This is a genomic window from Pseudactinotalea terrae, from assembly GCF_009733845.1.
Lineage (GTDB): Bacteria > Actinomycetota > Actinomycetes > Actinomycetales > Beutenbergiaceae > Pseudactinotalea > Pseudactinotalea terrae.
Genome location: NZ_WNXZ01000003.1, coordinates 317,780 through 342,506, shown reverse-complemented (window position 1 = coordinate 342,506; position 24,727 = coordinate 317,780). Strand labels below are relative to the sequence as shown.

20 protein-coding genes are annotated in these 24,727 nt (G+C 70.1%); 3 read left to right on the top strand and 17 right to left on the bottom strand.

Annotation, left to right across the window (positions count from 1 at the left end):
- Positions 1–29 precede the first annotated feature (29 nt).
- The 8 genes from GPA03_RS12380 to GPA03_RS12345 form a co-directional block, all read right to left on the bottom strand.
- Positions 30–1,331, bottom strand: coding sequence for a thymidine phosphorylase (locus GPA03_RS12380; protein ID WP_156252314.1), 1,302 nt, complete (start codon positions 1,329–1,331; stop codon positions 30–32).
- Positions 1,328–1,777, bottom strand: a complete 450-nt coding sequence (locus tag GPA03_RS12375) for a cytidine deaminase (RefSeq protein WP_156252313.1) — start codon at positions 1,775–1,777, stop codon at positions 1,328–1,330. The genes GPA03_RS12380 and GPA03_RS12375 overlap by 4 nt, the downstream gene beginning before the upstream one ends.
- Complete coding sequence (locus tag GPA03_RS12370; RefSeq protein ID WP_241681275.1) at positions 1,777–3,057, bottom strand: ABC transporter permease; 1,281 nt, start codon at positions 3,055–3,057, stop codon at positions 1,777–1,779. Before GPA03_RS12370 ends, GPA03_RS12375 begins: the two co-directional genes overlap by 1 nt.
- On the bottom strand, positions 3,054–4,382 hold the full coding sequence (locus tag GPA03_RS12365; protein WP_156252312.1) for an ABC transporter permease: 1,329 nt from the start codon (positions 4,380–4,382) through the stop codon (positions 3,054–3,056). The genes GPA03_RS12370 and GPA03_RS12365 overlap by 4 nt, the downstream gene beginning before the upstream one ends.
- Entirely contained in the window at positions 4,379–6,001 is a 1,623-nt protein-coding gene (locus GPA03_RS12360) for an ABC transporter ATP-binding protein (protein ID WP_156252311.1), read from the bottom strand. Before GPA03_RS12360 ends, GPA03_RS12365 begins: the two co-directional genes overlap by 4 nt.
- Positions 6,002–6,113: 112 nt before the next feature.
- Positions 6,114–7,226: a BMP family lipoprotein gene (locus tag GPA03_RS12355; protein ID WP_156252310.1), complete on the bottom strand. Its 1,113-nt coding sequence runs from the start codon at positions 7,224–7,226 to the stop codon at positions 6,114–6,116.
- Between the two features lie 177 nt (positions 7,227–7,403).
- A complete protein-coding gene (locus GPA03_RS12350) occupies positions 7,404–8,621 on the bottom strand; it encodes an amidohydrolase (RefSeq protein ID WP_156252309.1) in 1,218 nt (405 codons plus the stop codon).
- A gap of 59 nt (positions 8,622–8,680) precedes the next feature.
- Positions 8,681–9,784, bottom strand: a complete 1,104-nt coding sequence (locus GPA03_RS12345) for a mannose-1-phosphate guanylyltransferase (RefSeq protein WP_156252308.1) — start codon at positions 9,782–9,784, stop codon at positions 8,681–8,683.
- A 109-nt stretch (positions 9,785–9,893) separates the two neighbouring features.
- Between GPA03_RS12345 and GPA03_RS12340 the strand changes: the two genes are divergently transcribed.
- The 3 genes from GPA03_RS12340 to GPA03_RS12330 are packed head-to-tail and all read left to right on the top strand — an operon-like array spanning position 9,894 to position 13,488.
- Positions 9,894–10,589, top strand: coding sequence for a succinate dehydrogenase cytochrome b subunit (locus GPA03_RS12340; protein WP_241681274.1), 696 nt, complete (start codon positions 9,894–9,896; stop codon positions 10,587–10,589).
- Positions 10,586–12,748, top strand: coding sequence for a fumarate reductase/succinate dehydrogenase flavoprotein subunit (locus GPA03_RS12335; RefSeq protein ID WP_241681273.1), 2,163 nt, complete (start codon positions 10,586–10,588; stop codon positions 12,746–12,748). Before GPA03_RS12340 ends, GPA03_RS12335 begins: the two co-directional genes overlap by 4 nt.
- Positions 12,745–13,488 carry a succinate dehydrogenase/fumarate reductase iron-sulfur subunit gene (locus GPA03_RS12330; RefSeq protein ID WP_156252306.1) on the top strand — a complete coding sequence of 248 codons (744 nt, stop codon included), beginning with the start codon at positions 12,745–12,747 and terminating at the stop codon, positions 13,486–13,488. The genes GPA03_RS12335 and GPA03_RS12330 overlap by 4 nt, the downstream gene beginning before the upstream one ends.
- A 318-nt stretch (positions 13,489–13,806) precedes the next feature.
- On the opposite strand, the gene GPA03_RS12325 is transcribed toward GPA03_RS12330, so the two are convergent.
- The 9 genes from GPA03_RS12325 to GPA03_RS12285 form a co-directional block, all read right to left on the bottom strand.
- Positions 13,807–14,715 (bottom strand): hypothetical protein, encoded by a 909-nt coding sequence (locus GPA03_RS12325; protein WP_156252305.1) that lies wholly within the window; start codon positions 14,713–14,715, stop codon positions 13,807–13,809.
- 203 nt (positions 14,716–14,918) lie between these two features.
- The gene (locus tag GPA03_RS12320) at positions 14,919–16,937 is read right to left on the bottom strand and encodes a hypothetical protein (protein ID WP_156252304.1); all 2,019 of its coding nucleotides are present in this window, start codon (positions 16,935–16,937) and stop codon (positions 14,919–14,921) included.
- A 32-nt stretch (positions 16,938–16,969) separates the two neighbouring features.
- Positions 16,970–17,956, bottom strand: a complete 987-nt coding sequence (locus tag GPA03_RS12315) for a glycoside hydrolase family 130 protein (RefSeq protein WP_241681272.1) — start codon at positions 17,954–17,956, stop codon at positions 16,970–16,972.
- A 3-nt stretch (positions 17,957–17,959) separates the two neighbouring features.
- Complete coding sequence (locus tag GPA03_RS12310) at positions 17,960–18,793, bottom strand: carbohydrate ABC transporter permease (protein WP_156252609.1); 834 nt, start codon at positions 18,791–18,793, stop codon at positions 17,960–17,962.
- Positions 18,794–18,861: 68 nt separating this feature from the next.
- Positions 18,862–19,782 carry a carbohydrate ABC transporter permease gene (locus GPA03_RS12305; protein ID WP_156252303.1) on the bottom strand — a complete coding sequence of 307 codons (921 nt, stop codon included), beginning with the start codon at positions 19,780–19,782 and terminating at the stop codon, positions 18,862–18,864.
- A gap of 2 nt (positions 19,783–19,784) precedes the next feature.
- Complete coding sequence (locus tag GPA03_RS12300; RefSeq protein WP_156252302.1) at positions 19,785–21,065, bottom strand: extracellular solute-binding protein; 1,281 nt, start codon at positions 21,063–21,065, stop codon at positions 19,785–19,787.
- Entirely contained in the window at positions 21,062–22,099 is a 1,038-nt protein-coding gene (locus GPA03_RS12295; protein ID WP_156252301.1) for a LacI family DNA-binding transcriptional regulator, read from the bottom strand. The genes GPA03_RS12300 and GPA03_RS12295 overlap by 4 nt, the downstream gene beginning before the upstream one ends.
- 846 nt (positions 22,100–22,945) lie before the next feature.
- Entirely contained in the window at positions 22,946–24,082 is a 1,137-nt protein-coding gene (locus GPA03_RS12290; RefSeq protein ID WP_156252300.1) for a YihY/virulence factor BrkB family protein, read from the bottom strand.
- A gap of 1 nt (position 24,083) precedes the next feature.
- Positions 24,084–24,623 (bottom strand): 2'-5' RNA ligase family protein, encoded by a 540-nt coding sequence (locus GPA03_RS12285; protein ID WP_241681271.1) that lies wholly within the window; start codon positions 24,621–24,623, stop codon positions 24,084–24,086.
- Positions 24,624–24,727 lie beyond the last annotated feature (104 nt).

The window sequence follows — 24,727 nt, the reverse complement described above, 5'->3', positions numbered from 1 at the left end:
AGAGCCTAGCGCAGGCGCGGCGCTCGCCCTCAGGCACCGATGCGATCGATGACGATCGGTCCCACGGCGGCCCGGTCGCCCTCCGGGAGGATCGTCACAGCGTGCTCGAGGGCTTCTTTGGCACGGTCGAACCGCTCCGGGGTGTCCGTGTGCAGCGTCATGAGCGGCTCACCGGCCCGGACGAGGGCACCGGGCTTGGCGTGCATCTCGACGCCGGCGCCGGCCTGCACCGGGTCCTCCCGGCGGGCACGCCCGGCGCCGAGGCGCCAGGCCGCGATCCCGACCGCGAGCGCGTCCAGCCCGGCGAGCACCCCGTCGGCGGGTGCGAGGACCTGCTCGGTGTGCGTCGCCGTCGGGAGCGCGGCGTCGGGGTCACCGCCCTGGGCGGCGATCATCCGCGTCCAGGTGTCCATGGCGCGACCGTCGGCGAGCGCTGCCGCAGGATCGGCGTCCGGCTGGCCCGCGGCGGCGAGCATCTCGCGCGCGAGCGCCACCGTGAGCTCCACGACGTCCTGCGGGCCACCACCTGCCAGTACCTCGACCGACTCCCGCACCTCGAGCGCGTTGCCGGCCGTGAGGCCGAGGGGCGTCGACATGTCGGTGATCAGCGCGACCGTGCGGACGCCGGCGTCCGTGCCCAGATCGACCATCGTGCGGGCCAGCTCGCGCGCGTCCTCGAGATCCTTCATGAACGCGCCAGAGCCGACCTTGACGTCCAGCACCAGCGCGCCGGTGCCCTCGGCGATCTTCTTGCTCATGATCGAGCTGGCGATCAGCGGGATCGACTCGACCGTGCCCGTGACGTCACGCAGGGCGTAGAGCTTGCGGTCGGCGGGCGCGAGGCCGGAACCGGCCTGACAGATCACGGCGCCCACGCCGTCGAGCTGCGCCAGCATCTCGTCGTTGCTCAGCGCCGCGCGCCAGCCGGGGATCGACTCGAGCTTGTCGAGCGTGCCGCCCGTGTGGCCGAGCCCGCGCCCGGACAGCTGCGGGACCGCGACCCCGAACGTCGCGACCAGCGGTGCGAGCGGCAGCGTGATCTTGTCGCCGACGCCGCCCGTGGAGTGCTTGTCCGCGGTGGGGCGCGAGAGCGTGGAGAAGTCCATTCGCTCCCCGGTCGCGATCATAGCGGCGGTCCAGCGGGCGATCTCGGCGCGATTCATGCCGTTGAGCAGGATCGCCATCGCGAGCGAGGACATCTGCTCCTCGGCGACGACGCCGCGGGTGTAGGCATCGACCACCCAGTCGATCTGCTGATCGCTCAGCACGCCCTTGTCGCGCTTGGTGGCGATGATGTCGACGGCGTCATGCGCCTCGTGCGTGGTGGTCATGCTGGTGTGGTGCCCTCTTCGAGCTGGGTCTGGCCGAACGCATCGGGCAGCACCTCGGTCATCGGCTTGAGTCCGCTGACGGTGTCGACGATCAGCTCGGGCCCGCCGTGCTCCCAGAGCAGCTGGCGACAGCGACCGCACGGCATCAGCCGCGCGCCGCGGCTGTCGCAGCAGGTGAACGCCACCAGGCGCCCGCCGCCCCCGGTGATCAGGGCCGAGACCAACGAGCACTCGGCGCACAACGTCACGCCGTACGCGGCGTTCTCGACGTTGCACCCCACGACCACCTCGCCCGCGTCGGTCAGCGCGGCCGCGCCCACCGGGAAGCGGGAGTAGGGGACGTAGGCGCGCGTCATCACCTCGCGTGCCGCGGCACGCAACGCTTCCCAGTCGATCGTCTCGGTGCTCACAGTGCCATCCTGCCTCGCCGGGCCTGCACCAGGCATCACTTGACGTACGGGGTGCCCTCGGCGGCGGGCGGGCGGACCTTGCCGCCGAACCCGGCGACCGCGAACAGCGTCACGATGTACGGGATCATCAGCGGGATGTTGGAGTCGAGGCTGACCCCGTACGAGCGCAGCGACTGGCTCAGCGCGTTGGCGAACCCGAAGAACAGCGCCGCCGCCACCGCCCCCAGCGGGGTCCAGCGCCCGAGGATCAGCGCGGCGAGCGCGATGAACCCCGAGCCCGCCGTGATGTCGATGCCGAACGCCAGCCCCTGACCGATCGTGAAGAACGCGCCGCCGAGGCCGGCGATCCCGGAGCCGAGGAGGGTGTTGCGCCACCGGGTGCGGTTGACGTCGATCCCCACGGTGTCGGCGGCCTTGGGGTGCTCGCCGACCGAGCGCACCCGGAGTCCCCACCGGGAGCGGAACAGGTAGATGTGCAGCAGGATCACGATCACGTAGAGCAGGTACACCAGCAGCGTCTGCCGGAACAGCACCGGCCCGATCACCGGGATCTCCGACAGCAGCGGGATCGGCAGCACCGGCAACCGCGACCGGTCGTTCAGGCCCTCGAGCTCGCTCAGCAGGCCCTTGAAGAAGAACGTCGTCAGCCCGAGCACGAGCACGTTGAGCACGACACCGGTGATCACCTGGTCGACCCGGTACCTGATCGAGAACCAGGCGAGCAGCGCGCCGACCCCGACGCCCGCGATCGGCGCGGTGATCAGCCCCACGTACGGGTTCTGGCCCGCGATGGAGGCCACCACGACACCGGCGAACGCGCCCGCGAGGAGCTGGCCCTCTATCGCGATGTTGACGATGCCGACCCGCTCGCACACCACGCCGCCCAGTGCGCCGAAGATCAGCGGCGTCGCCAGGAACAGCGTGCTCGTCAGCAGGCCCGTCAGCGGCAGCACACCGCTCTTCCCTGCCACGAGGTGGGCGAGGAACCCGAGCAGCAGCAGCGTGCCCGCAAGGATCGCCATCCACCGCGGAGCGCTACTCCGGCTGCGGAGCTGGGTGACCAGCGCGACGGTCGCGATCACCGCCGCCCCGATCGCCGGCACGCCGACCGCGAGCGCGGCGGGCAGGTCCAGCTGCGGGATCTGGAAGAACTCGCTCCCGGCGGTGAGCTGGATCTTGGAGATCCCCGAGGGTGCCGTCAGCGCCAGCACCACCGCCACCAGCGCGATCACACCGTAGCCCACCAACGACCGCACGAAACCGGGCGGCGGCGGGGCCGCCACCTCGACGTGGCTGTCCACCTGGACCGCGCTCACGCTGTCGCCTCCTTCACCCGACGGCGGCTCGTGCCCGGCTCAGGGAGCCGGAACACCGACCGCACCAGTGGCGGCGCGGCGATCAGCAGCACGATCACCGCCTGCAGCACGGTCACGAGCTCGGCCTCGGTACCGGCGCGGGAGGCCATGATGCGGCCACCGGCGGCGAGCGCACCGAACAGGATCCCGGCGAGCACCGTGCCGAACGGGCGGCTGCGACCCAGCAGCGCGACCGTGATCGCGTCGAAACCGATCGTCCCGTAGACCGAGCTCGTCAGCTTGCCCTCGGTGCCCGCGACCTGCATGGCTCCCGCGAGCCCGCAGAGCGCCCCGGAGAGCGCCATCGAGACCACCAGGATCTTGCGGACGCTCATCCCGGCCGTGCCGGCAGCCTCGGGGTTCGCACCCACCGCGCGCATCTGGAACCCGAGCACCGACCGCTCGACCAGCCACCAGAGGGCCACCGCGGTCAGCAGCGCCAGCACGAACCCCAGGTGGAGCCGGAAGCTGCCACCCAGCAGCAGCGGCAACCGCGCGGTCTCGGCCAGCCCGGGCGAGACCTGCGGGGTGGCGCTGATGAACGCGCCGGTCCCGAGCAACCACAGCAGGAAGTACCTGGAGGTGTTGTTGAGCATGATCGTGGAGATCACCTCGTGCGCCCCGAACCGCGCCTTCAGCACACCGGGGATCGCACCGGCGATCGCACCACCGAGCGCTGCGGCGAGCACCACGAGCGCCACGTGCACGAACGGCGGCAGGTTCAGTGCGAAGCCCACCCAGGCGCCGAGCACCGCGCCGAGCACGAGCTGGCTCTGACCACCGATGTTGAACAGCCCCACCCGGAACGTCAGGCCGATCCCCAGGCCGGCGAAGATCAGCGGCGCAGCGATCGTCAACGTCTCGGTGAGCGGCCGGATCCGCCGTTCCGGTGTGGTGGCCTCGGAGTCGTAGATCGCACCCTGGAACAGGGCGATGTAGGACTCGCTGATCGCCCGCCACGCCTCGCCGAAGAAGTCGCCCGGCCGCTGGAAGAAGTAGCCGAGAGTCGCCTGTACGTCGGTATCTCCGGCCAGGATCAGCACCGATCCGACAGCGAGCGCGAGCACCACCGCGCCAACGGTGATCAGCACCGAGGAGGACATCATGGAGCGCAACGCGTCCTGCATCCGGGACGAGGTCGTCAACGCGGGTGCGGGCTGGTCGTCGTCGCGGCTCTGCAGGTTCTCCGGGTCCGCCGGATCCCGGTCCGCACGCCTCTCGCCGTCGTGCGGCTCGACAGGCTCGCCGGCGGCGCCGCGCTTCTCTGGCCCCTCGTCCTGCGTCATGGCGTGCCCTCCTGGTCCTGCCCCGGGTGCGGCACCGGTTCCACGGCAGCCGCGGGATCGACGTCGATATCGGCCACGCCGAGCACCGTGTGGTGCTCGGCTGCCTGTGCCCGTGCCTCGTCGGCCGGGACGCCGGCCATCATGAGTCCGAGCACATCCCGGTCCTCACCGCCGTCCACCACACCCACGAGGCGACCTCCGCACATCACCGCGATCCGGTCGGCCAGGGCGAGCACCTCGTCGAGCTCGGTGGAGACGATCAGCACGCCGGCCCCTCGATCCCGCTCCGCCACGATCCGTTTGTGCACGAACTCGATCGACCCCACGTCGAGGCCGCGGGTGGGCTGCGAGGCCACCAGCAGGCTGAGCTCGCGGGACAGCTCACGCGCGAGCACGACCTTCTGCTGGTTGCCGCCCGAGAGCGTGCCGACCGCGCGGTCGATCGAGGTGGTGCGGACGTCGAACTCCTCGACCCGCTGCTCGGCGTTCGTCCTCAGGAACCCCATGTCCAGCGCTCCGTAGGCGGAGTAGGGGCGGGCACCGACAAGGTCGAGCACCAGGTTCTCGGTGATCGACAGGTCAGCCACGACCCCCGACGTCGTGCGGTCCTCCGGCACGAAGCCCAGCCCGGTGTCGAGACGGTCCCGGACGCCGAGGCGGGAGATGTCCCGACCGTCAAGCTCGATCGTGCCGCGCGTGGTCGGTCCGACGCCGAGGATCGCCTCGGTCAGCTCGGTCTGGCCGTTGCCCTGCACGCCCGCGAGCGCGACGATCTCGCCCCGCCTGACCTCCAGGGTGACGTCCTTGACCACCTCGATGCCCTTGCTGTCACGCACGGTGAGCCCGGTGACAGCGAGGGCGACGTCGGTGGGCTGCGCGGGTGCGCGGTCGACGCCGAGGCTGACCGAGCGCCCGACCATGAGCGAGGCGAGCTCGGTCTCGGTCGCGCTGGGATCGGCATCGCCCACGACCTTGCCGAGACGGATGATGGTGATCGCATCGGCGACGGCACGGACCTCGCGCAGCTTGTGGGTGATGAAGATGATCGAGGTGCCGGCTTGCTTCAGCCTACCCATGATCTCGATGAGCTCGTCGGTCTCCTGAGGGGTGAGCACCGCCGTCGGCTCGTCGAGGATGAGCACCTCCGCCTGCCGAGAGAGTGCCTTGACGATCTCGACGCGCTGCTGCGCGCCGACCGACAGGTCCTCGATCTTGGCGTCGGGGTCGATGGTGAAGCCCAGCGACTCGGAGGTCTCGCGGACCAGTCGGCGCGCGGCCTGCAGGTCGAGCAGGCCCCCGAAGCCGGTCTGCTCCTGGCCCAGGATGATGTTCTCGGCCACCGTGAACACCGGGACCAGCATGAAGTGCTGGTGCACCATGCCGATACCCGCGGCCATCGCATCCCCCGGGCCGGAGAACTGGACCGGGACGTCGTCGATGACGACCTCGCCGCCGTCGGGCTCGTACAGGCCGTAGAGCACGTTCATCAGCGTGCTCTTGCCGGCGCCGTTCTCACCCAGGATCGCGTGGATCTCGCCGGGTTGAACGACCATGTCGATCGCGTCGTTGGCGACGAAATCACCGAACTTCTTCGTGATCCCGCGAAGCTCGAGCTTCACCGGTTCTCCCTCCCACCACCCACACCGGTGGTGACCACGGACACTACTGCCCCGAGACGACTCCGGGGTGACCGCGGACGGCCACCCCGGAGAACGTTCGCTCAGCTGGTTGTCAGGGTGCGTTCGGCGACTCGATCACGAGCTCACCGGAGATGATCTGCTCCTGCAGCTCGCCCACGCGATCGACGACCTCCTGCGGGACCTGGCCCTCGAAGTCGTGGAACTCGGCCAGGCTCACGCCACCGTTCTCGAGCGTTCCGACGTACGGCTCGTTCGAGAAGCTGCCATTGACCTGCTCCTCGATCGAGTCGAACACCGAGGCGCCGATCTCCTTGAGCACCGAGGTGATGATCAGCGAGCCGTAGTCGGTGGTGAGGTAGCCATCGGAGTCGACCCAGACCATCGCGCCGGAACCGTTGGCCTCGAGCGCCGCGCCGGTGCCGAGACCCACGGGGCCGGCCACGGGCAGGATGATGTCGGCGCCCTGCGCCAGGAACGTGTTGGTGAGGTTCTGGCCGTTCGCCTGGTTGTCGAAGTCACCGGTGAAGTCGCCCTCCTGGGCCTCCTTGTCCCAGCCGAGCAGCTGGACGGCGGAGCCGGTGTCCTCGTTGTACTGGGCGACGCCGTCGACGTAGCCGTCCATGAAGATCTGCACCGACGGGATCGCCATGCCGCCGTAGGTGGCGATCGTGCCGGTCTCGCTCATCGCGGCGGCCACGTAGCCGCCGAGGAAGGCTGCCTCGGAGGTGTTGAACAGCAGCGGCTTGGCGTTGTCGAGCTCGATCGGGTTGAAGTCGTCGTCGGAGAAGCCGGAGTCCACCAGACCGAAGTTGATGTCGGGGTTGGCCTCGGCAGCCGCCTGGATCGCGTTCTCGAGCAGGAAGCCGGCGCCCACGATGTAGGTGCAGCCGTCCTGGATCATCGCGTCGATGTTGGGGGCGAAGTCGGCGTCGCTGGCGGACTCGATGGAGTTGATCTCCACACCGAGCTCGGACTCGGCGCGCTCGAGGCCCTCGAAACCGGCCTGGTTGAAGGACTGGTCCTGGAAGCCGCCCGCGTCGGAGATCAGGCAGGCCTTGACGTCACTGGTCTCGCCGCCTTCGGCGCTCGTCTCCTCGCCGCCACCATCGGTGGTCGTCGGGTCATCGGCCGGGGCCTGGCCGCAGGCGGCCAGCGTGAGCGCGGCGACGGCCATCGTCGCCGCACCAAGGATGGACTTCTTCACGTGCTTCTCCTGTCGTGGTCGCGCCCGGGCATGGTGGTACCAGGGCCCCCTTGCCGGGACGGTGAGTCCGAACGGCGTTGCGCGACGATAACCCCGCCCAGGTCACGCCAGTGTTACATCGTGAGACGCCGGGACGTTTGTTATCCAACTGGTACCTGACGCTGCCCGCGGGAGCCCTCAGCCGTCGCTCGTGAGCACGGCGACGCCGCTCAGCAGGCTGACACCCTGGAGGATCGCGCGCTCGTCGACGACGAGATCGGCCTGGTGGAGGTCGTAGCTGCGGCCTCCGGGCGTGCGCACCCCCAGGCGCGCCATCGCGCCGTCGATGTGCTGGAGGTACCAGCCGAAGTCCTCGCCGCCCAGCGACTGCTCGGTGAGCACGACCGCGTGCGGGCCGACAACGCTCCGAGCCGCGCTCTCCAGGCGGGTCACGGAGGGCTCGTCGTTGACGACCGGCGGGACGCCCCGCGTGATGTCGACAGCGATCTCGACGCCGTACGGCGCCACGACCTGCCCGAGCACCTCGCGCAACAGGTCCTCCGCGCGCTGCCAGGCGTTCTCGTCCAGGCAGCGCAGCGTGCCGGTGACGACGCCCCGCGCCGGGATCGCGTTCGGTGCCTTCCCTGCCTCGACCGCGCCCCAGGTGAGGTTGACGCCCGCGCGCGGGTCGATGCGGCGGCCGAGCACGGCCGGTGCCTGGGTGATGATCTGTCCCAGCGCGAACACGACGTCACCGGTCAGGTGCGGGCGCGACGTGTGTCCGCCGGCGCTGCTGAGCGTCACCGTCACGGTGTCGGAGGCCGAGGTGATCGAGCCGATGCGGGAGCCGATCTGCCCCACGTCGGTCTTCGGGTCGCAGTGCAGCGCGTAGATCTCCTCGTACCCCTCGAGGACCCCGGACGCGATCGCGTCGTTCGCACCACCCGGCTGCACCTCTTCGGCGGGCTGGAACAGCAGCCGCACCGCGGTGTGCAGGAGCCCTTCGCGGGCCAGCTCGGCCAGCACCAGCCCGGCCCCGAGCACGACCGTGGTGTGCACGTCGTGCCCGCACGCGTGGGTGTAGCCGTTCGTGGCTGCGAACGGGACGCCGCTCGTCTCCGTCAGCGGCAGCGCGTCCAGATCGGCGCGGAGGATCACCCGGCGCATCGCTCGCGCGCTGGTGCTGTCCATACCGCTGGGCGCGATGTCGCAGATCAGGCCGGTGCCCTCGAACCGCTTCGGGGAGAGCCCGGCACGCTCGAGCCGCGCCGCGACCACGTCGGTGGTGCGGTGCTCCATGCGCGCACCCTCGGGATGAGCGTGGATGTCGCGCCGTATCTCGATGAGCTCCGCCTCGAGCAGGGCAGCACGCTCGGTGATCAGTGCGGACAGGTCGATGTCGGAGAGGGCAGGCACGCGGCCAGAGTAGTGCGCCCACCGGTTCGCTTCCGGGCGGTCCCGTGGCTCGCCCCGGCTCAGAGCAGGTCGCGCCGATCGTCGGCAGCCAGGGCATCCACGATGCTCTTGACGTCCTGCGCCCGCTCGCGCGTGCTGACCAGCAGCGCGTCCGGGGTGTCCACCACCACCGCGTCCGGAACGCCCAGGACCACGACCGTGCGCCCCGATCCGGGCACCACCATCGCGCCCTCGGCACCCAGCCCCCGCACGAGGCGAGCATCCCCGAGGATGCGAGCTCCGCCGTCGTCGGCAGGGGTGAGATCGGCGAGCGAGCGCCAGTCCCCCACGTCGCTCCATCCGAGCGAGGCCGGGACGACGGCGATGCCGCCCTCGGCGGCCAGCGGCTCGCTGATCGCGTGGTCGATCGCGATGCGGGTCAGGCTCGGCCACACGCGCGCGGTCACCTCGTCGCGGGCCGCCGAGTCCCACGCAGCGGCGATCTCGAGCAGGCCGGCGTGCATGGTGGGCTGGTAGCGCAGCAGGTGGTTCAGCAGGACCCGCGCGCGGGCCACGTACATCCCGCCGTTCCAGCGGTAGCGCCCGGTCGCGAGGTAGGCGGCCGCCGTCTCGGCATCGGGCTTCTCGGTGAACGCAGCCACGGTGAAGGAGCCCGGGACCTCGGCGACCGGGTCTGCCATCTCCACGTACCCGAAGGCGGTGGAGGGGTGATCGGCCTCGATCCCGATCGTCACCACGAGGTCCTGGCGAGCGACCTCGACGGCGGTGCGCACCGCCGTCGCGAAGGCCTCGGACTCGGTGATCACGTGGTCGGCCGCGAACGACCCGATGACCACGTCCTCCCCCGGGAGCCGTTGCGTGAGCACGGCGGCGGCCAGACCGATCGCAGCCATCGAGTCGCGGGGTGAGGGCTCGACCAGGAGACCCTCCGCGCCGAGGTCGGGCAGCTGAGCCGCGACCGCGTTGGCGTGACGGCTTCCTGTGACGACGACCACACCATCGGCCAGCGGGCGCAGCCGGTCCCAGGTCTGCTGCAGCAGGGACCGGCCGCTGCCGGTGAGGTCCAGCAGGAACTTGGGGTTGCCCGCACGCGAGAGCGGCCACAGGCGCGTCCCTGCGCCGCCCGCCGGGACCACTGCGTAGAAGGCGCTGGGCTCGGTCATCGGACCACAGTAGGGCGCTGGCGGGAGTCGATCGATGCGACCTTCCGAGCTCGGGCATCGCTCGTTCGCGCGACACCAAGCAGTGTCCGGATGGCGATACGGTGTGCTGGTGACCACAACCGCCCCCGGACGTCGCAGCGGCCAGGCGACGACGATTGCGCTCAAGTTGCTGATGGCGGTCACCGGCTTGGTGTTCGTCGGCTACGTCCTGCTGCACATGTACGGCAACCTCTGGGCGTTCAGCGGCCAGCAGGCCTTCGACGAGTACGCGCACCACCTGCGTGAGCTGCTGACCCCGATGCTCCCCTACGGTGGCCTGCTCTGGATCCTGCGCGTGGTGCTCGTGGCCTCGTTGGTCGGGCACGCCGCGGCCGCGTTCGCGCTCTGGGCCCGTGCCGCCAAGGCGCGCGAGCAGCGCTACGCCGTCAAGAAGGCTGTCACCGCCACCCTCGCCTCACGGACGATGCGGTGGGGCGGCGTCGCGCTGCTCGCCTTCGTGATCTTCCACATCCTTCATCTGACGACCCACACCATCAACCCCGGCGGGGACCCCGAGAGCCCGTACCTGCGGCTCGTCGGCAGCTTCCAGGTCTGGTGGGTCGCCGTCATCTACCTGCTGGCGATGCTCGCGCTGGGGATGCACATCCGCCACGGTGCGTTCAGCATGCTGCAGACCCTCGGACTGACCGACAACCGCCGGCGTTACCGCATCTCGCACGCTGTCGGGCTCGTGCTCGCGATCGTCATCGCCGGCGGGTTCGCGCTCGTGCCGCTGGGCGTGCTCCTCGGCATCGTCACCACATGAGCCACCAAGAGAAGGATCCGATGGCGACCAACGAGAACGAGGCACCGCACGGAACGGCGATGGGCGCCTCGTCGGACCCCGTGGGCCAGGCCGAGGAGCTCGCACCCGCCGAGGTGGCCAACGAGAACCCCTCGCAGGGTGCGGCCGCCGGTGTCACGGCGCCCGTCTCGAGCCCGGTCGCCGACCCGGCCGATCACGACGACGCGGCGGGCTACTACACGACCGGGGACCCGCTCGCGGACACCAGCGCACCCGCGGGCCCCATCGAGCGGCGCTGGACCGAGCGCGTCTTCAACGCCAAGCTCGTGAACCCCGCCAACAGGCGCCGGCTCAGCGTCATCGTGGTCGGCACCGGGCTGGCCGGTTCGTCCGCCGCCGCGACGCTGGGCGAGGCCGGCTATCACGTCGACGCGTTCTTCTACCAGGACTCCCCGCGCCGGGCGCACTCGATCGCCGCGCAGGGCGGCATCAACGCCGCGAAGAACTACAAGGAGGACGGCGACTCGGTCTACCGGCTGTTCTACGACACGGTCAAGGGCGGCGACTACCGCGCGCGCGAGTCCAACGTCTACCGGCTCGCCGAGGTCAGCGCCAACATCATCGACCAGTGCGTGGCGCAGGGTGTGCCGTTCGCGCGTGAGTACGGCGGCCTCCTCGACAACCGGTCCTTCGGAGGCGTGCAGGTCTCGCGCACGTTCTACGCCCGTGGCCAGACCGGCCAGCAGCTGCTGATCGGTGCCTACCAGGCGCTGGAGCGGCAGGTCGCCGCGGGCACCGTGAAGACCCACGCACGGCACGAGATGCTGGAGCTGGTCGTCGTGGACGGCAAGGCCCGGGGCATCGTGACCCGCGACATGGTCACGGGTGAGATCGAGACCCACCTGGCCGACGCCGTCGTGCTGGCCAGCGGTGGCTACGGCAACGTGTTCTTCCTCTCGACGAACGCGATGGGCTGCAACGTCACGGCGGCGTGGCGCGCGCACCGCAAGGGTGCGCACTTCGCGAACCCCTGCTACACGCAGATCCACCCCACCTGCATCCCGGTCTCGGGCGAGCACCAGTCGAAGCTGACGCTGATGAGCGAGTCGCTCCGCAACGACGGCCGCATCTGGGTGCCGAAGAACGCCGAGGACTGCGACAAGGACCCGCGGGAGATTCCCGAGGAGGACCGCGACTACTACCTGGAGCGGATCTACCCGAGCTTCGGCAACCTCGTCCCCCGCGACATCGCCTCGCGGCAGGCGAAGAACATGTGCGACGAGGGCCGCGGCGTCGGCCCCATGGTCGGCGACCAGCGGCGTGGCGTGTACCTCGACTTCGCCGAGGCGATCGAGCGCATGGGACGCTCCGCCGTCGAGGCGAAGTACGGGAACCTGTTCGACATGTACGCCCGGATCACGGGCGAGGACCCCTACGCCACGCCGATGCGGATCTACCCCGCCGTGCACTACACGATGGGCGGGCTGTGGGTCGACTACGACCTGCAGTCCTCGATACCCGGGCTGTTCGTGGCCGGCGAGGCGAACTTCTCCGACCACGGAGCCAACCGGCTCGGCGCCTCGGCGCTCATGCAGGGGCTGGCCGATGGTTACTTCGTGCTCCCGAACACGATCCGCGACTACCTCGCCGACGGCCCGTTCCCCAAGGTCAGCGAGGACGACCCGGAGGTGCGCGCCGCTCGCGCGAACGTGCAGGAGCGCATCGACCACTTCCTCTCGGTCAACGGCTCCCGATCCGTGGACAGCTTCCACCGGGAGCTCGGCCACATCATGTGGGAGTACTGCGGCATGGAGCGCAGCGCCGAGGGGCTGCGCACCGCGATCGAGAAGATCCGGGCGCTCCGTGAGGAGTTCTGGCGGGACGTGCGCGTGCTCGGTACCAACGACTCGCTCAACCAGGCCCTCGAGCGCGCCGGGCGGGTGGCCGACTTCTTCGAGCTGGGCGAGCTGATGTGCATCGACGCGCTGCACCGCCGCGAGTCCTGCGGCGGCCACTTCCGCGCCGAGTCCCAGACGCCCGAGGGCGAGGCCCTGCGCGACGACGAGAACTTCGCCTACGTGGCGGCCTGGGAGTGGGGTGGCGAGTCCGGCGCCCCGATCCTTCACAAGGAAGAGCTCGAGTACGAGTTCATCGAGATGAAGCAGCGGAGCTACAAGTGAACCTGACCCTCAAGATCTGGCGCCAGCCGAACGGCTCCGCTGCGGGCGAGATGGTGACCTACCCCATCACCGACGTCTCCGAGGACATGTCGTTCCTGGAGATGCTCGACGTCCTCAACGAGCGACTCACCGCCGAGGGGCAGGAGCCGGTCGCGTTCGACTCCGATTGTCGTGAGGGCATCTGCGGCATGTGCGGCCTGATGATCAACGGCGTCGCGCACGGGCCCGAGGTCACCACGACCTGCCAGCTCCACATGCGTTCCTTCTCCGACGGCGATGTCGTCACCATCGAGCCGTGGCGCGCCTCCGGCTTCCCGGTGCTGCGCGACCTTGCCGTGGACCGTTCGGCCTTCGACCGCATCATCGATGCCGGTGGCTACGTGTCGGTGAACACCGGCGCAGCACCGGACGCGCACGCCAGCCCGGTCCCGAAGGAGAACGCCGACCGCGCGTTCGATGCCGCCACGTGCATCAGCTGCGGCGCGTGCGTGGCCGCCTGCCCCAACGGGTCGGCCTCGCTGTTCCTCGGGGCCAAGATCACCCACCTCGCCGAGCTCCCCCAGGGTCAGGCCGAGCGTTACACCCGCGTGCTCAACATGGTGCACCAGCACGACCTCGAGGGCTTCGGCGGCTGCACCAACATCGGTGAGTGCACCGCCGTCTGCCCCAAGGAGATCCCGCAGGACGTCATCGCCACCCTCAACAAGGACATGCGCCACGCCCTGTGGCACCGGGTGTGATCTCTTCGTACTGATCGTCGCCCCGGTCGCTCGTCACCTCCGGTGACGAGGCTGGGACGACGGCGGTGGCGCCCCGTTTCGTAGGCGGCGCGCCTTCGCGTGTGACGAAGGCGCGCAGGAGTGCCGTCCTGTTGCGGAACCTGCCGGGGTGTCACTCCCGCAACGCAGCGGCACCGTGGGTGTTGCGGAACCCACCCAGGTGTCACAACCGCAACGCCGCGGCACCGTGGGTGTTGCGGAACCCACCCAGGTGTCACATGCGCAACGTCGGCGGCCAGTCGTGCGGGACGCCCCGCGGTGTCGCGTCCACCCACGAGGTCAGGAAGGACGGCGGCGGGTCGGGAAGTGGCGGCGCCACTCCTGACTCACCGCAGGCAGGGGCGCGCCCACGCTTGCTAACGCTGCCCGGACGCGGGCGATGACACGCTCGGGATCCCACATCTGCATACCCGTCACCGTCACTACCTTCCACTGGTCACCGTTGAGCTCTTCCCGGCGTTCGATGTCTTCGCTCCATTGCAGGTCGCGCTCCACGTGATGGCGCCCGTCGTACTCGACTGCCACGCGCCACTCGCGGTAGGCGGTGTCCAGCTCGCGTCGGCGTCCGGCCGCCTCCACCTCTACCCCGGTCTCCGGCTCCGGGAACCCGCTGGAGATCAACAGCAGCCGCAACTTGCTCTCCTGCGGGAGCGTCACTCGCGCACGGACGAGCCCTGCGGCGCGGCGCGCGCGCTCGGCGCCTCGTCCTCGGGCTCCTGCCGCCGCAGCCACCAGCTGACGCGGACTGACGTAGCCCTCCCGCACCATGGCATCACCCAGCACGACGGCGTCGACGAGCGGGTAGTCCTTGGCGACGTCGAGGAAGGTGTCCTTCATCGCAGTGACCGGGATGCCGCGGTGCTGGCTGAGCTTCCGCGTGCCCTGGTGCGTCACGATCCCCCGCATCCGGACGCGTGGCGCGCCGCGCGGCACGAGCACGTGCGTGTCCTCGCAGACCGGCACCGGCAGGCCGCGAATGTCAGCTGCGCTGACCCCGCAGATCGCGCCGTTCTCTCCGACCACCAGGAGAGCCGCACGCGCGCGGATTGCGGGCGTCAGCACCACGCCGGCCTCGATGTAGACGCCACGCAGCGGCCGTTGGTACCTCGGGCCGCTGAAGTGCCGCCAGTTGAGACCGGCCGCCTCACCCTGAGCGCGTGTGAACGGCTGCGTCGGATCGAAAGGCATGGGACATCGTGACGAAGAGTGGTCGCTGTTCGCTGGGGCTGTCCACAGGCAAGCAGGCCCGTGTCGTACCCAGGCACGTTGCCCAAGGAGCACGAAAGGCGGTTCCGCAACGGGCTCGGCCCATCCGCGTTGCGGAGCTGACCACAGCACCAGATCGCGCAACACCAGCGTGGGAGCCGGCGCGATCGAGGCTGACTGGTGCCTCACGTCGTGATCGTGAATCCTCCGGCAAGGACGGGGACGGTGGAACCGGCGGTGACGCGGCGATGCGGGTCGCCGTCGGCGTCGTAGCTGCGGCCCGTGCCCGGCGCGAGCGCCGGGACCTCGGTGCCCGACGGCGTCGCGCCGGCGTAGAGAACGGCGTCACCATCGGTGGTCGTGTAGTGGGCGGTCGCCACGGCCGGGCGCACGAGCAGCGCGTTCAGCCGCAGCTCCCCCCGACTCGTGCACCGCAACCGCACCACGCCGCCGGGCAAGGGCTGCTCCAGCTGCTGCGGGATCAGGCTCCCCTCCGCCTCGGTCAGGCCTGCGGAGCCGGTACTGCCGTTGACCGAGGTCCCCAGCACCGGACCGTCGACGACCGCCCACTCCGCGTCGCCCGCTTCCTCGGCCGTGCGCCACGCGAGCGGGAGCGCCCAGCTGCCCGCGGCCGCGTCCACGTCCAGCTCGACCCACTCCCCTGCTGGCACCGACACGTAGTGCCCGCCCACGAGGTTGCCCTCCCCGGTCCAGGCGCCGCCGTCGGGCGTGACGATCGTGCAGCCGGCGCTCAGGGTGCCCGCAGCGGCGTCGAGCACCTGCAGTCCGTCGAAGCTCGCGTACCCCGTGATCGAGGTGGCGAGCGCAGCGACGTCACGGTGTGCGTCGAGCAGCTGCATCGTCAGGAGACCGTGGATCGTGGACTCGGCCCCGGAGTTGCGGTTGACCCGGCCGTCGGTCTCGACGCCGTCGAACGTCACACCGGTCTCAGGGTCGTAGGTCGGGATGCCGGCGGTGTTCGCACCGAAGAACCAGCCCGCCGCGAGCCCGGCGACCACCCGCAGGCCGCGTCCGCCGCCGGCCTCAGCAGCAGCGAGCGGGCCCGCCACCCGCCCGTGCGCGCCGTAGGCGATCTGCGCCTCCGCCGGCACCGGCGCCCAGGCGTTGCTGGGTCCCCCGCTGGCCAGAACCTGGGGCGTGAAGGTCCCGGCGTCCGCGATCGCGGCCCGCACCCACTCACGCTGGTGGCGCGCACGCCCGGCACGCGCCAACGCCTCCGGCGCTGCACCTCCCCACGCGTGCCAGAACCCGAGCGATCCGGTCCACGGCAGCACGGCGCCGAACGGCCAGCCACCTGACCGCGAGGTCCCCATCGCCGCGACCCCTTCGCCGTACCGGTCGAGCGCACGCCGCAGCCGGCGGTCCTTGGGACCCACCTCCAGCGCCGCGACCAGCCCGAGCATCGCCTCCGCCGTCGCGTCCGCACCGCCGGTGATGAGCCAGTCCGGCAGGTCGACGCCGTCGCTCGTCACCCAGCTCCCGTACCGCGACAGCGACTCCGCCTCCAGCGCCGCCACGGCCAGGTCGAGGCGCTCCTTCAGGAAGTCCGCGAACCTCCGTTCGCCACTGCGCCGGAAGGCGGCGTACCCCTCGCCGAGCGCCCACACGGTTCGCGCGAGCCAGTACGACTCCGCCGAGTCCGACGGGTCCGGCAGCTCCACCGGCTCGGCGCTCGGGTTGAGCGTGCCGTCGGACTGCTGCCACAGCACCACCCGGCCCGCGTTCGGACCGCTGTCGTTCTGCAGGTACGTGAGCGTGCGCAGCAGCTGGTAGGCGTGCTCCTTGCTGCCCCGGTCGCCCCGCGCACGCCAGGCCCGCAGGAACACCACGGCAGCTCGTGAGATGTCGTCGGCGTTGTACGCGCCCTGCGAGTAGTAGCCGGTCTCGGGGTCGAGCGCACCGCCACCGATCCGCCGGAACTCGGCGCCGTCAGCGTCGGCGTACGTCCACGGTGCCAGGGCTGTCGGCTCGTGTTCGATCCGATACGTCGTGTGCGTGCCGTCCGCCACCAGTGGTACCTCCTCGAGCAGGAACCGCAGGTGGTCCAGGTTCGTCAGCCTGTTCCGTCTCCCTCCGCCCACCGGGGTGTCCGACGGCGGAGCCCCGGTCGCGATGCCGGGCGCCACCAGGGCGGTGGCCGGGAGTGCTGCAGACAGGGTCAGGAACGTACGTCGAGTCGTCATCGTCGTCTCTCGTCGGATGGTGCGAAAGGGGGTCAGTGGCGCAGCGAGGCGCCCCAGGGCTCGGCCGGGTCGTGGACCGCGACTGCGAGTGTGGTGTCGGACTGGCCGTAGTAGGCGAACCACGTGCCGTGGAACTTCACGAGCCCCTCGACGAACGTCACGTTCGAGACCAGCCCGTGCCGGTCCTCGAAGGTCTGCGGTCGCAGCCACGGCACCTGCATGCGTGCGATCACGGTGGTGGGGTCGTCGGGGTCGATCGCGATCTGACCGCACCGGTAGTCGACATCGACCGTGCCGTCGTCGTGAACCAGGCGGGTGGCACCGTTGGTCAGCATCACCAGCAGGCCGTTGTCGGTGAGCACCGGCGACGTGCCGATCTCGACGAGGTCGGCATCGAAGGTCCCCGGCGTCGGGGCGTACATCGGCTCGGTGTCCGGCGTGCCGGGCGTCCAGTGGATCAGGTCGTCGCTGGTGGCCCAGTAGATACCGCCCTCACCGAAGTACATCCACCACTTCCCCTGCATCTGCACCGGCACGATCACACCGGCCTTGGACCAGTTGAAGCCTCGCGGGTCCATGGTCGCGAAGGTGTCGAAGTCCTCGAACAACGGACCGTGCTTGGTCCACGTGCGCAGGTCGGTCGAGGTGGCCAGGCACAGCTGTGCGCTGCGCCTGTCCCAGCCGGTGTAGGTGAGGTAGTACGTGCCGTCGATGACGGCGATGCGCGGGTCCTCGCACCCGTACCGCTCGTAGTCCTCGCTCGGCGACAGGATCGGCTCGGCCTCGCGCTCGAAGTGCAGGCCGTCGCGGCTGCGCGCCAGGCCGACGTGGGACACGATGTCCTCGGCGTGCGCGCGGTACAGCAGCAGCACCTCGTCGCCCTCGACCAGGGCGGCCGGGTTGTAGAGGTTCGCCGACTCCCACGTCCCACCCTGGGGTCGCAGGATCGGGTTGCCCTCGTAGGGGACGAACGGGCCCAGCGGGAACCGCGCGTCGTCGAACATGGTCGTTGAGGTCATCCTTCAGCCCTTCACGGCTGCGCCGAGGTCAGAGGCGGTGAAATAGCGCTGGAACAGGCAGAACAGCACCACCACGGGGAAAGCGAGCGCGGTAGCGCCCGCGAGGATCGCGCCGTTGGGGTTGGCGGTGGACTGCGCGACGTTGGAGATGTAGTTCGCCAGGGACACCGCCAGCGGCTGCATCGTGGCGTCCTTGGTGATGAGGAACGGCCAGAGGAACTCGTTCCACGGACCGATGAAGGTGACGAGCAGAACCGTCACCAGTGCGGGTCGCACCAGCGGGACGGCGATCGAGACCAGCAGCCGGAGCTCACCCGCGCCGTCGATCCTGGCGGCCTCGAACATCTCCTTCGGCAGTGCACGGAAGAACTGGGAGAAGATGAAGACGGCGGTCGTGTTGATCGCGAACGGCAGGATCATGCCGAGATAGGTGTCCCCCAGCCCGTAGCCTCGCGTGATCTGCACGTACAGCGGGATCATCAGGAGCTGGAAGGGCACCATCTGCACGAGCAGCATCAGCACCCAGGTCACACCACGGCCCCGGAAGTTCAGTCGCGCGATCGCGTAGCCCGCGAGGAGCCCGAACACCACGGTGCCGAGCAGCACGCCGGCGGTGAAGACCAGCGAGTTGAGCAACGAGCCGACGAGGTCGATGCGGGAGTCGATCGCCGCGAAGTTGCCGGTGGTCCACCCGGAGGTCGGGAAGATGCTGTCCGGGGTGTTGGTCGGGTTCTCCTGGAACGCCCCTATCAGCATGAAGTAGAACGGGAACGCGAACACGAGCGCTGCCACCGTCAGCACCACGTAGCGCAGCCAGGTGAGGCGCGTGCGGCGCATGGCTCCGGCCCTCGCGCGAGGTCGCTCGGCGGAAGGCAGCGGCGCAGAGGAAGGTCGCTTGGTGGACATCAGCTCTCCCTCGTGAGGCGGTTGGCGGTCAGCGACAGCAGCCCGACCACGATCACCAGCAGCATCCCGATCGCCGCGGCGGTATCCGGGTTCTGCTGCTGGATGCCCTGCTGGTAGATGAGGAGCACCGGGGTGCTGGAGGCGCCGTCGGGACCGCCGCCCGCCGTCAGCAGATAGGGCTCGGTGAACAGGTTGGCGCCCGTGATGATGGCGAGGATCAGCACCAGCGTGGTGGCCGCGCGGACCCCCGGGATCGTGACGGCGCGGAACCGCTGCCAGCCGTTCGCGCCGTCGGTCATCGCCGACTCGTGCAGCTCCCTCGGCACGTTCTGCAGCGCCGCGAGGTAGAGCAGGATATAGAAGCCGAGCTGTTTCCACGTGACGTACAGCGCGATCGTGGGCATCGCCAGGGTCGAGTTGATCAGCCACGACGGCGAGGGCGCCAACGGTCCCAGCACGCTGTTGATGAGCCCGCCCGAGGAGAACAGCAGCATCCACACCCCCACGAGTGAGACGCTCGCCGTCAGGTACGGGACGTAGAACGCGATCCGGTACGCGGAGGCCCACCGGACGCCGGAGTCCAGGGCGGTGGCGAGCACCATCGAGAGCACCACCGTCAGCGGCACGTTGATGACCAGGAACACCGCGGTGTTGCGGAACGACTCGAGCACCCGCTCGTCTGTGAGCACGGCCGCGAAGTTGTCGAACCCGACGAACGGCTTCGGCACCTCGACGCCCGGAGCGGTGAAGAAGTAGTCGTGGAAGGCGATGTAGACGGCGAACCCGAGCGGGTAGGCGAAGATCGTCAGCACGAACACCAGGTACGGCAGCGTGAACAGCGACCCGATCGGCTGCGCGCCCAACCACCCCCGGCGTTGGGCGCGCACCCGGTCCTGGCCGGCTGTGGGAGCCGTGGTCATCGCTACTCCGCCACGAGGCCGTTGATCGTCTCGGCCGTGCTGGTGAGGAACTCGTCGACCGGGGCGGTGCCGAAGATGACGGCGGCGGAGTAGCCGTCACGGAAGGCCTGCCACGTCTCGACGGAGTTCGGCACGCTCGGCACGTCGGCGACCCGCTCGGCCTGGCCGGCGAACGCCTCGTAGCTCGGGTTGGCCTCGAAGTACTCGGGGAACGTGGCAGCGAGGTCGGTCCGCAGCGGCATCTGCCCGGTCAGCTCCAGCAGCTGGCCGTCGCTGTCCTCGCTGGTGGCGAACTTGAGGAACTCCCACGCCGTACCCTGCGCCTCGCACGAGGTGAACATCGAGACGTTCTTGGAGTCGGCGAAGGTGAACACGTCCTCGGACCCGCTGCTGGTAGGCACGGGCATGAATCCCACGTCGACCGTCTCGGCGTAGGAAGCGATGGCCCAGGGGCCGGCGAGCTGCATCGCGGTCGTGCCGACCGACATCGCGTCGTCGGTCGAGGCCTCCTGCGGCGCGAGCCCGTCGGCATAGATCTGCGCCCAGAACTCGGCGACCGCGCGACCCTCGTCGCTGTCGAAGGTGGCTTCGCCGTCCTCGACCAGCATCGTGCCGCCGGTCTCGGCGATGTAGAGCGGATAGAAGTCGAACCACGGCTGGTAGAACTCGCTCGTGGGCGAGGGCCAGATCGCGCTCTGCGAGGCACCGGAGTCGACGATCTGCTGGGCGCCGGCCAGGAAGTCGTCATAGCTCTCCATGCCGGGGTTCTCGGGGTCGAGGCCGGCGTCGGCGAAGATCGTCTTGTTGTACATCACCATCACCGGGTTGGACTTCCAAGGCAGCTGGTAGAAGCCGTCGTCGGTCATGTACGAGGCGGCGCTGTCGCCGCCTCGTTCGTTGATGTAGTCGGCCCCGTCGTCGAACTGGGTGAGGTCGACGAGCCCTCCCTGACGCACCCAGCCCGAGACAGCTGCGGTCGCGATGTTGAACACCAGGCAGGGTGCCGTGCCCGCTGTGATGGCGGCCGTGATCGCCTCTTCCGACGACGACCCGGCGGGGATCTCCTGCGCGGTCACCTGCTCGTCGGGATGCTCGGCGTTCCAGGCGTCCACCACGGCGGTCCCCCAGGCCACCTCCTGCTCGTTGTTCGAGAGCCAGATGTCGATCGGGCCGGTCGCTTCGACGCCTTCGCCGCCGTCGTCACCGCCGCCTCCGCCACCGGAGCAACCGGCGACGAGCAGGGCTGCTGCGCCGAGCAGGGCAACAGGTCGGATGATCTTCATGGGAGCTCCTTCGTGAGCAGGGGGCGAGCGGTGGTGGGGGCAGCGGCCGCGGTGCTCTCGCGCAGCACGAGCCGGGTGCAGTCGACGGTGACCTCGCGGTGCAGGTCGCCGGCGATGTCGGCGAGCAGACGTTCTGCTGCGACCTCACCGCGCCGTCGTGGATCGGTGAAGACGCTGGTCAGCGCCGGGCTGAGATGGCCGGAGAGGTGGTCGTCGTCGAACCCTGCGACGGCGAGATCGCGCGGGACGTCGAGGCCGTGGGCGCGGGCGTGGGAGTAGCCGGCGATCGCCATGGTGTCGTTCGCGTACACGATCGCGGTCGGCCGGTCGGGCAGCCTGAGCAGCTCGGCGGTGAGGTCGCGGCCGCTCCCGGCGGTGAAGTCACCCTCGCGCAACAGCTCGGGCGTGCCCGTCTCCTCGAGGTAGGCGCGGGCCCGCACGTAGGAGTGCACGTAGTCGAGCGGGCCGGCCACGTGCGCGATGCGCTCGTGCCCCGCAGCCCGCAGATGGGCGATCAGCTCCTTCACCGGCGTGGCATCGTCGGTGCGGACGCGCGAGAAGGAGGTCTCGCCGTCGTACGCGCCGAGGAGCACCGCGGGGATGCGCAGATCCTGCAGGAACCCCACGCGCCAGTCGCTGCGGTGCAGGTCGAGGAGGATCACGCCGTCGGAGCGGCCATGGGCCATCGCCCGATACGCGCGCTCCTCGGCGGTGCGGTTGGTGACCACCTGCATGACGAGCGCGACCTCCTGGCGGGCGAGCACCGACTCCACTCCGGCGATGAACGCCGGGAAGAAGGTGTCGGAGGCGAGGATGTCCGGGTCGCGAGCGAGGATGATCCCGACGGCGTTGGCCCGGCGGGTGGCGAGCGCACGTGCGCTCGAGCTCGGCACCCACTGCAGCTGTTCGGCGGCGGCGAAGACACGCTGCTTGGTCGCGACCGAGATGGGTCGCTTCCCGCTGTACGCGTGCGAGACGGTGGCCTTCGTGACACCTGCGGCGGCGGCCACGTCCCCGATCGTCGGTCTGCTCACAACACTCCCTCGTGGTGACGGCAAAGTCGACGCTAAACCGGTTTGACGATGAGGTCAACCGGTTTGATGATCTCGGCCGGAGATCAGCACGGGGTCCGGCTGAGCAGCGTGCCGCCGCGCACCGCCTCGGCGCAGCCGGCTCGAGCCCGCCCGCTGCAGCTCGGGAAAGCGCTTTGGGGTGCTGGCGGTGCACCCGGTGGCCCGGGGATCACCCCAAGCGGATTCCGCGTAGGTGTTGCGGAACCCACCGAGGTGTCACGACCGCAACGCCCCGGCACCGTCAGCGTTGCGGAACCCACCCAGGTGTCACAACCGCAACGCCCCGGCACCGTCAGCGTTGCGGAACCCACCCAGGTGTCACAACCGCAACGCCCCGGCACCGTCAGCGTTGCGGAACCCACCCAGGTGTCACTACCGCAACGCCGCAGCACCGTCAGCGTTGCGGAACCCACCCAGGTGTCACAACCGCAACGCCGCAGCACCGTAGGTGTTGCGGAACCCACCGGGGTGTCAACTGCGCAACGTCGACGGCCAGTCGTGCGGGACGCACAGCGGTGTCGCGTCCACCCACGAGGTCAAGACGGGCGGCGGCGGGTCGGGAAGTGGCGGCGCCATTCCTGGCTGACGGGCGGGAGAGTCTCGCCTGCGCGGGGTCAACGCAGCACGCACGCGGTTGATCACGCGCTCGGGGTCCCACATCTGCATCCCGGTCACCGTGACGACGTCCCACCGGAACGGAGGTGCGCTCGGTCAGGTCCCGTCAGCGTCCGGGACCGGCACTCACGTGTGGGACCGGCACTCACGTGCGGTCAGGAGTCACGCCACGGCGGGACCACGCCGCGCAGGTCAGGCGTCGCGGAAGCCGCGGTACTTGCGCTTGATCCAGCCGATGAGGCCGCCCCAGTACTCCTCGCGCTCAGGATCGGGAGCGGGAGCAGGGCGGATGCGACCGGTGCTGGGGTCGTGGTCCCACGCCAGCGTGTCGGGATCGGTCTCGGTGACGTAGTTGGGGGCCTCGTCCTCGTGCGTGAGCTGGCCCGGCTCGACCTCCGGGACCGCGGGCGGGTTCGCCGTCCACGCGCACACCATCAGCAGGATCCGGACGATGAAGTTCACCCAGAGCAGCAGCGTGATGATCGCGGCGTACGGGGCGAGCAGGGGGTTGCTGGCCGCACCGCCCACGATCGAGGTCCCGAGGAACCGGATCACACCGGCGGCGACCGCGACGACCAGCGCACCGGTCAGCAGATCCCTGCGGGGCGGTCGAGCGCCCGCCAGGCCGCGGATGAGGAAGACCACCACCCCGAGGTCCACGGCCAGCGCGACCAGGTATCCCGCGATCCGCAGCAGAACCTGCACCGCAGGGTTGTCGCCGAGCCCGACAGCGTCGGCGATCGCCGTACCCGCGGTCCCCACCGCGATCCCCAACCCGGCGGTCAGCACGACCGCGAGCGCGAGCACCACGAACCCGGCCAGGTCGCGCAGCTTCGCGACCACGGCGTTCTCCGAGGTGGTGACGATCCCGAACATCGCACGGATACCCGCCCGCAGCGCGGCCATCACCGAGATCGCGGCGTTGATCAGCACCACGAACCCGATGACGCCGGTCAGCAACGAGGCCCCGCCGCTGAAGCGCAGGCTCTCGGGCGTGAGCATCCCGTCGGAGTTGGTCTCGGACTGCACCACGCCGGGCAGCGCGGAGTCGAGCGCCGCGAGAACGGCTTCCTGCATCCCCTCGTTGTCGCCCACGATCGCCATGAAGATCGAGAACGCGACGGCAAGTCCCGCGAAGATCGAGAACAGCGCCGAGTAGGCGATGCCTCCGGTGAGCAACGCCCCGTTGGTGGCGCCGTAGCGGGCGAGGCCACGAGCGACGCGGGTCTGCTTCCACCACTCGAGCAGCCGGGCGAGGCGCGTCTTCGCCGCCTCGACGGCGCCGTCGTCGTCGGAGCGCTTCGCTGCTTCTTCGGCCTGATCGTTCATCTCAGCCCCCTGGGTCGTCGTGCGTCACGAGCAAGAACGTCTCGACCTCGCGCCACACCCCGTCGTCACCGTATTCGTAGAGCGCGAACTGCGCGACCGGGAAGCGGGCCTGGAAGTCGGCGCGTGACAGCCCGGCGGCGTCGAGCCGGGCGTCGTCGAGGTCGTGCGCGATCGTCACGTGCGGGTGGTACGGGAACCGGATCGGTTGCGACAACGGGCCCGTGTTGACCGAGCCGTGCAGCTCGGCGCATCCCTCGGCACCCTCGGTGACCGCCACGAACACCACGGGCGAGATCGGCCGGAACGTGTCGGTCCCCGACAGCGCGACCACGAACGGCGCGTGCGCGGCCGCGACCTCGCGCAGGTGCACCCGTACGGCGTCGAGCTGATCGGGCTCGATCACGGTCGGCGGCATCAGCGTGATGTGCGGGTCGATCGCGAGTGCCTCGGGATCGCCGGCATCGATCCGCGCCCGCGTCAGCGACTCGGAGTAGGGGGCGGGCACCGCGATCGCCACGCCGATGCTGATCTGCGAACCCACCCTCGGCGGCACCCTCATCGGATCAGACCCTCGGACGAGCAGGGCGCGGCGGCGAGCATCCCCCCATCTTGCCCGGTCCGACCTGTTCTCCGCGCCAATCGTGT

Coding starts and splice junctions, on each gene's coding strand:
- GPA03_RS12310 (WP_156252609.1), bottom strand. CDS start 18,793: ATGCGCCGCACGCGCCTCACCTGGCTGCGCTACGTGGTGCTGACGGTG.
- GPA03_RS12320 (WP_156252304.1), bottom strand. CDS start 16,937: ATGACGACTCGACGTACGTTCCTGACCCTGTCTGCAGCACTCCCGGCC.
- GPA03_RS12335 (WP_241681273.1), top strand. CDS start 10,586: ATGAGCCACCAAGAGAAGGATCCGATGGCGACCAACGAGAACGAGGCA.
- GPA03_RS12325 (WP_156252305.1), bottom strand. CDS start 14,715: ATGCCTTTCGATCCGACGCAGCCGTTCACACGCGCTCAGGGTGAGGCG.
- GPA03_RS12300 (WP_156252302.1), bottom strand. CDS start 21,065: ATGAAGATCATCCGACCTGTTGCCCTGCTCGGCGCAGCAGCCCTGCTC.
- GPA03_RS12315 (WP_241681272.1), bottom strand. CDS start 17,956: ATGACCTCAACGACCATGTTCGACGACGCGCGGTTCCCGCTGGGCCCG.
- GPA03_RS12375 (WP_156252313.1), bottom strand. CDS start 1,777: ATGCCTGGTGCAGGCCCGGCGAGGCAGGATGGCACTGTGAGCACCGAG.
- GPA03_RS12345 (WP_156252308.1), bottom strand. CDS start 9,784: ATGACCGAGCCCAGCGCCTTCTACGCAGTGGTCCCGGCGGGCGGCGCA.
- GPA03_RS12290 (WP_156252300.1), bottom strand. CDS start 24,082: ATGAACGATCAGGCCGAAGAAGCAGCGAAGCGCTCCGACGACGACGGC.
- GPA03_RS12365 (WP_156252312.1), bottom strand. CDS start 4,382: ATGACGCAGGACGAGGGGCCAGAGAAGCGCGGCGCCGCCGGCGAGCCT.
- GPA03_RS12305 (WP_156252303.1), bottom strand. CDS start 19,782: ATGACCACGGCTCCCACAGCCGGCCAGGACCGGGTGCGCGCCCAACGC.
- GPA03_RS12380 (WP_156252314.1), bottom strand. CDS start 1,331: ATGACCACCACGCACGAGGCGCATGACGCCGTCGACATCATCGCCACC.